Below are 5,398 nucleotides of genomic sequence, written 5' to 3'. Positions count from 1 at the left end.
TCGTGCCGAAATTCCGCTCGTAATGACCGGAACGGTAGCCCTTACGGTCTCCCGTTCGCTCATACTTACCAGCACGGACGAGTTCGTCCGCCTCGTGGTCGAGCAGGGCATTCAGCGTTTCTTCTACGCTGTCACGTACGAGATCCTTTAAATTATTCTTTATAAGATCCTCGTTAAGTTGTATAATGTTACCAGACATGGTCTATTGCCTCCTTACGAATTTTGTGTGGTAACTTAATTGTACTAGCGGCAATAGACTATGTCTATTTTTTATGAAATTGAATTTGCGAAATATATTTTACCTTATCTCATACAAACATCTCCTTTAAAATATGAATTTTCAACAAGGATTTTCAAATCAAATAATTTTATTTAGTCCTAATAAAATAGCTTATATTGAATGTATATACTATTATAGAATCTAGTGAATTAATACATTTGCAAAGTTTTTATGTATTATTGCTGTGTATTATTAGCATAGCAACTTTACATTATTATACTGAGTCAGGACTCAATTTGCTAGCAGGAAGCAATACCATTATACTAATATTTCTATATAAATATAGATAAATCCTCTTTTTGTTCTAAAGTTTTTGTATTTTGTACTTATAACAAATTTATATATCTTAATTGATAACGTAGCAATGTATATCGTACGTGTTTTGTCAGAGGTACTGATAGATTTGTTTCAATATTCTTGATAGACTTTTATTGATGTCGCTCTCCCAGAAGCGCAGGACGAGCCATCCCTGTTCGGTCAGCGCGTCATTGACCTCTTTAGCTTTCTCGACGTTGCGTGTCAGATGGCGGACCCAGTACTCGCGGTTGTGCTTGACCTGCTCGCCCGGATGCTCTTCATGGCCGCGTGCATGCCAGAAGTCGCCATCGACGAAGATGGCAATTTTCTGTCGTGTCAGTGCGATGTCCGGAGTTCCTGGCAGGCGACGGTAGTTTTTGCGGTAGCGGAGCCCCTTATGCCAGAGGGCTTTGCGCAGACGGACTTCCGGCTTTGTATCCTTGCCACGGATCTTTGACATGATGTGGCTGCGCTGTGCTTTTGTCAACGGCTTCTTCGTCCGACTGACCGTGCCGGTCCTTTTATCTGTCGTCTGTGACATACTCATCGCCTCAATCCATCTGTGAGATTCTATGGCTATGGAGCACCATGGCCAAGGGTTGATCTTCTGGTCGTTCTATGATATAATGGTAACACTATTCCGGCCGATAGGCCAGTACGTACCCATTGAAGGGGTGAACGAGCAAGGGAGATTGAAACGATGGACAAGACTGTTTGTGAACTGTTCGCTGGTGTCGGCGGATTCCGCGTCGGGCTCGAGCGAGCTTCAAAGGACTGGGACACGGTATGGGCGAACCAGTGGGAGCCCAGCCGCGCCCGACAGGATGCCTTTGACTGCTATTGTGCGCACTTCGGCAAGGAGGATACACATGTCAATGTGGATATCGGGCTGATTGACAAGGTGACCATCCCAGATCACACGCTTCTTGTCGGTGGTTTCCCCTGCCAAGACTATTCAGTCGCTGCGACGGGGGCCAAGGGCATCGAGGGCAAGAAGGGCGTTCTCTGGTGGCAGATTTACGATACGCTCAAAGCCAAGCAGCCGCCGTTCGTCCTGCTTGAGAATGTCGATCGCCTGCTGAAGTCGCCGGCCAAACAGCGCGGTCGTGACTTCGGTATCATCCTCGCTTCGTTCTGGGACCTCGGCTACAGTGTGGAGTGGCGCGTCGTCAATGCCGCCGACTATGGATTCGTGCAGCGTCGCCGCCGCACGTTCATCTTCGCGTATCGCAACGATACGGTATACGGCCAGCAGATGGCTGGTCATGATCCGCTCGCGATGCTCAACACGGATGGCTTCTTTGCTCGTACTTTTCCGCTGAAACCGAACGTGATTGCATCCAAGAAGGACCTCGAGACGCATGACCTGCTTGAGATTACGCAGAACTTTGCTTTCCCGTTCGAGACGGCAGGCTATATGTCAGACGGCCACATCGCGACGGTCAAAGCAGAGCCGGACTACCATGGTCCGCACAAGCTCCTGCGCGATATCATGGATCACGATGTCCCCGAGAAGTATTATCTTGGGGATGACATCGAGAAGTGGAAGTATCTGAAAGGGGCCAAGAAGATTGAGCGGACCTCGAAGACAGGTCATAAGTACACTTTCTCGGAAGGGCCAATCGCCTTCCCAGATCCGGTTGACCGTCCGGCCCGTACGATGCTGACCAGCGAGGGGACGACGAACCGCAGCACCCATGTCGTAAAGGACCTGGATACTGGGCGCCTACGTCTCCTGACGCCGAACGAGGCCAATAAGATCCAAGGCTTCCCGGAACATTGGACTGACACTGGCATGAGCGACCGCTTCCAGTACTTCTGCATGGGTAACGCCCTCGTCACCGGCTGCATCGAGCGCATGGGGAAGACTCTCGGTCAGATCATTGACCGTGAGGACTGACAAAGATATGGACGCATACAGTAAACCGCGGAGAACCATGATATGGGTCATGGTTCTCCGCGGTTTTTGATAGTCAGAGGCGCATAGTGATTCGTCAGTGGATGACATCTCTGAGCTGCTGGAGGATATAGCTGTTGTTCAGCCAGAAGCACTGTTTCGTGAAAATGGTCGTATTTGGCCAAGTGCCGCGACCTGTCCCGGTATCGCGCACGGTGAGATGTGTACCTTTTGGCAGGGGATAGGTATCCTCACGTGTCTGGCCGTGCGGCCTGACATGGGCGATGGGACTGTCAGATGCATTCGGTAGGTTATTGCTGAGCCGTCCGCGATTATCTGGTGTAAGGACGAGTCGTCCTTCTTTTATGATATCGTGTGTTTCTTGCCAGACTTTTCGTACGCCATATTCTAAGTCCTTGTACGGCATATTCCAGAACTTGCACCCAGACAGGTGATATTCGCCATCTGCATCTTCTCGGAACACGACGAAGAAGAAGCGCGTATCACGCAAGTAATTGCCGAAGGCGCTGTCATCCCATGTTTCTTCTGCAAGCTCTTGGAAGCGGAAGGCAGGGAACGACATGCACTCTTTCATCTTCCCATTCTTCTGGATGCGGATGGTCTTCACGACGATACCAGCCTTCTCGAATTCTTCGCAATGATTCCCTCTGACACCAAGGATGCGGAACACAATCTGTGCGTAGATGCTTTTCGAGGGGTGGGGCAGATTGAAGCGTTTCCGCAGTGCGCTCTCACTCATGCCGCGATAGGCATCGATGCGCGACTCAACAAAGTTTTCGAAGTCATCGACCTTGCCGTACTTGACGATTGGCTCGTATGTCTGCCTGCCAGGCATGATGTAGTGCAGCAGTACATAGGTCATATAGCTATTCTTGAACGAGAATGCACGCGGCTTGGCTGGCTCATCGCTGAACGGCTGCTGACGTCGTAGCTTGGAATTTGAGCCCTTTGTGCATGCACCGAGATACAAGGTATCACCTTCTGAGAGCTCGTGAGCCTTGCCCGCCTTTATCTTGGCGACAATCTTCTGATAGTCGTTCTGTATGATTTTTAGATCTTCTGCTGGAGGTGTGAAGAGCTGTACGAAATCGACCGTGCTGTCCATATCGCTGATGCCTTTCACATGCAGGTACCAGACTAGCAGCATGAGCTGTGCCTTCTCCCATAGGTGGCTGTGCTCGAAGTCTCGTTCCTTGACGATTTCCATGTAGTTGATCATCGTGAGGACGAGGCGCTCCTTGGCGCGGAAGCCCTTCTTATTCTTGACATACGGTGTGACCTTCAGTTCAACACCAGCTTCGGGGAAGTCTGCTTCGGCATCGCTGTTGGCCCTGTAGCCGAACCAGCATTCCTCGACGAGGTTGCCGATGCCGCCTTTGTAGTTCTTGTCTTCATGCTTGGTCACATAGGCAGCCGTATCTTCCTGCGCTGTGCGGATGATTCCTGATTGGATTGACTGTTCGTAGATGGAGCGGAACGTCTGGCCAATCATCTTTTTTCCATACGATTCGATGCTCAATGGATCTGTATGGTCATATGATGGTGTAGATTTCATAGCAGCCTCCCCTTATTCTTTTCCGGCTTTTTGCAATAGCATAGAGTATGCGGTCTACGATGAGGATTGGCACCTATGGAACGTTTTTCTATACGACGTGCCTCAGACACCATATCATTCACTCCTCCATGTGCATGTTATCAATATCTATTATAACATGCAGGCTGTCTGGAGATAAGGCATATTAAGCGAAACTGAGAAGACGCCCTTAGGTGAATAAAAAATTCACCCGGTGAATTTCCTTTATCACAATAAAGGATTCGGCATGGCGTGTGTTTCATACAACAAGAACAGGCCGGGGAATATCCCTGGCCTGTTCTTGTCGCGTATGGAGGAAATCATTGGTCATAAGCGGTGATACGTAGGACAGCTGTGCTTTTGAACGGATAGGTTTGCAAGATAATTCGGCGATTGGCGGCAGCACACCAGACATCGGAGGAATGCCTGCTAGCGAGACGTTTATTGAACAAGACTTCAAATTCACTTTTGGAAGCACCAATGGCTGCTACTGCAAGTGCGCATAGCCTAGTAGCATTATGCCACCCTTCTTTTGTATTTAACGGGGTTTGAATCGTTATTTTCGACACATATCCGGCTTGATTGCAAAATAGAGAAAGTACAGCGTATTTTTGTCCTGTGGCGTAAATGTCATAGGGACTGTCAGGCCGCATCATGCCAACATGGAGTGGCTCGTCTATTGATACAGGTGGATCCAGTGCCTTGGCAAAGAAATTCATGCGCTCGACAAAGCGGTAGGCCCCAAGATCAGAGACTTGAACCATCTTAGCGCTGGCAAGAGGCATCATGATAAGCATGCATAGAACAAGGAGCAATGGTGTCATCATGTGAATTTTTCTCATAGGGTGCATCTCCTTTCATCATAGTATTCTTGTTATTTCGTTATTTTCGATAAAAAGATATGTTAACCCTTTTATAATGAGATAAGACAGGCGATGAAAATATGTTATCATATCGATTCTCTGAAAGTATCATGATTCCTGAAGTACATGATTGACAGTGACATGTTAGGATTTTAGTGATGGATTTACAATCTAAGTGCAACAGCTCCTAGACAACCAAATTAAAATGACACATAGACTTCTTTGCTATAATGGTGTTTGAAGAGAACTACCTATAACAAAAGGAGAGCCTATGTGCCACTACACACATCTTACACCATTTGAGCGAGAAAAGATACTCTTTTTTCTTGCTGAGGGCAAATCCATCACGGAGATTGCCCATCTGCTGAACCGGAGCAAGTCGACCATCTCGCGTGAGCTTCTCCGCAATGCGGCCCCTGCGGACCAGCCTATGTCGTACTGCCCGTTGACCGCGCAAGCGCTCTACA

Annotated in this window: 6 protein-coding genes; 2 read left to right on the top strand and 4 right to left on the bottom strand. The window is 48.5% G+C overall.

The features are described from left to right. Positions 1-199 (bottom strand): transposase (locus tag T518_RS10975; protein ID WP_036378907.1); only part of this gene is annotated, 199 nt, incomplete at its 3' end. A gap of 466 nt (positions 200-665) precedes the next feature. Beyond that, positions 666-1,118 (bottom strand): very short patch repair endonuclease, encoded by a 453-nt coding sequence (locus T518_RS10970; protein ID WP_072003607.1) that lies wholly within the window; start codon positions 1,116-1,118, stop codon positions 666-668. Positions 1,119-1,277: 159 nt separating this feature from the next. On the opposite strand from T518_RS10970, the gene dcm reads away from it, so the two are divergent. Further along, a complete protein-coding gene (dcm, locus tag T518_RS10965) occupies positions 1,278-2,477 on the top strand; it encodes a DNA (cytosine-5-)-methyltransferase (RefSeq protein WP_036378905.1) in 1,200 nt (399 codons plus the stop codon). 94 nt (positions 2,478-2,571) lie between these two features. Here the strand turns inward: dcm and T518_RS10960 are convergent, their stop codons facing one another. Both T518_RS10960 and T518_RS10955 read right to left on the bottom strand, forming a co-directional pair. Further along, the gene (locus T518_RS10960; RefSeq protein WP_036378904.1) at positions 2,572-4,050 is read right to left on the bottom strand and encodes a Sau3AI family type II restriction endonuclease; all 1,479 of its coding nucleotides are present in this window, start codon (positions 4,048-4,050) and stop codon (positions 2,572-2,574) included. A 338-nt stretch (positions 4,051-4,388) separates the two neighbouring features. Continuing rightward, positions 4,389-4,895, bottom strand: a complete 507-nt coding sequence (locus T518_RS10955) for a hypothetical protein (RefSeq protein ID WP_162177257.1) — start codon at positions 4,893-4,895, stop codon at positions 4,389-4,391. Positions 4,896-5,202: 307 nt separating this feature from the next. On the opposite strand from T518_RS10955, the gene T518_RS10950 reads away from it, so the two are divergent. Beyond that, a partial coding sequence (locus T518_RS10950) for a helix-turn-helix domain-containing protein (RefSeq protein ID WP_036378902.1) occupies positions 5,203-5,398 on the top strand: 196 nt, incomplete at its 3' end.

The organism is Mitsuokella jalaludinii DSM 13811 (genome assembly GCF_000702905.1).
GTDB lineage: Bacteria > Bacillota > Negativicutes > Selenomonadales > Selenomonadaceae > Mitsuokella > Mitsuokella jalaludinii.
Note: the sequence above shows the minus strand (reverse complement) of the source record. Positions and strands in the feature narration are given on the sequence as shown.

Bases quoted from the DNA above. Each gene is read 5' to 3' on its own strand.
- T518_RS10970 (WP_072003607.1), bottom strand. From the start codon at position 1,118: ATGTCACAGACGACAGATAAAAGGACCGGCACGGTCAGTCGGACGAAG.
- dcm (WP_036378905.1), top strand. From the start codon at position 1,278: ATGGACAAGACTGTTTGTGAACTGTTCGCTGGTGTCGGCGGATTCCGC.
- T518_RS10960 (WP_036378904.1), bottom strand. From the start codon at position 4,050: ATGAAATCTACACCATCATATGACCATACAGATCCATTGAGCATCGAA.
- T518_RS10955 (WP_162177257.1), bottom strand. From the start codon at position 4,895: ATGATGACACCATTGCTCCTTGTTCTATGCATGCTTATCATGATGCCT.